The sequence below is a fragment of the Holdemanella sp. genome (genome assembly GCF_056804935.1).
This window is the reverse complement of the sequence record NZ_DBMEXE010000143.1, coordinates 1-795: the sequence shown is the minus strand read 5'-3', so window position 1 is coordinate 795 and position 795 is coordinate 1. Positions and strand designations below refer to the sequence as shown.

Below are 795 nucleotides of genomic sequence, written 5' to 3'. Positions count from 1 at the left end.
AAAGTTCAAGTAAACGAGCCACTCTAGCTTTTGCGACCTTTCCATTGATTTCACCCTTTAAAGTACTTGCCTTTGTTCCATTACGCTTACTATAAGGGAAAACATGGAAGAAGCTTAATTCTAAATCCGCTAGATTTTCATATGTCGTTTCAAATTCTTCATCACTTTCCTGGACAAAGCCTGCAATCACATCCGTTGAAATCGAAATATCTGGAATACAAGAACGAATATAGTTGATTTTTTCTTTAAATTCCTCAATTGTATATGGACGATTCATACGTCTTAATGTTTCATTACATGCCGATTGTACCGGAATATGTAAATGATGACACATACGAGGATTTTCTTTCATTAACGCAATCAAAGCATCGCTGACTTCCGTGATTTCTATACTTGAAATACGATAATACACAGAGTCTGGCGTATTTTCTAATAAGGCTTTCATTAATTTAGCTAAATCGTATTCTCCATCATCATAACGCCCCGTATGAATACCGGTTAACACAATTTCTGTATGTCCTTTATCACATAGATCTTTGGCAATTTGAATCACCTGTTCATGATTTAAACTACGCTCTCTACCACGCGCAAAAGGAATCGCACAATAGGAACAGAATTGATTACATCCATCTTGTACTTTTAAGAAAGCTCTATGCATCGATTCAAAACAATGTACGGGCATAGCTTCAAAATCTTTAAATTGTGTAACCTCATTGACAACGTCAATTTTTTCATGATCCTTTAATGCTTTTTGGATTAAATTCACTAATTCATTTTTTTGTTTGGCACCAATCA

General features: G+C 34.8%; 1 protein-coding gene. It reads right to left on the bottom strand.

Annotation, left to right across the window (positions count from 1 at the left end):
* A partial coding sequence (locus tag ACZQCL_RS06965) for a radical SAM protein (RefSeq protein ID WP_482482433.1) occupies window positions 1-795 on the bottom strand: 795 nt, incomplete at both ends.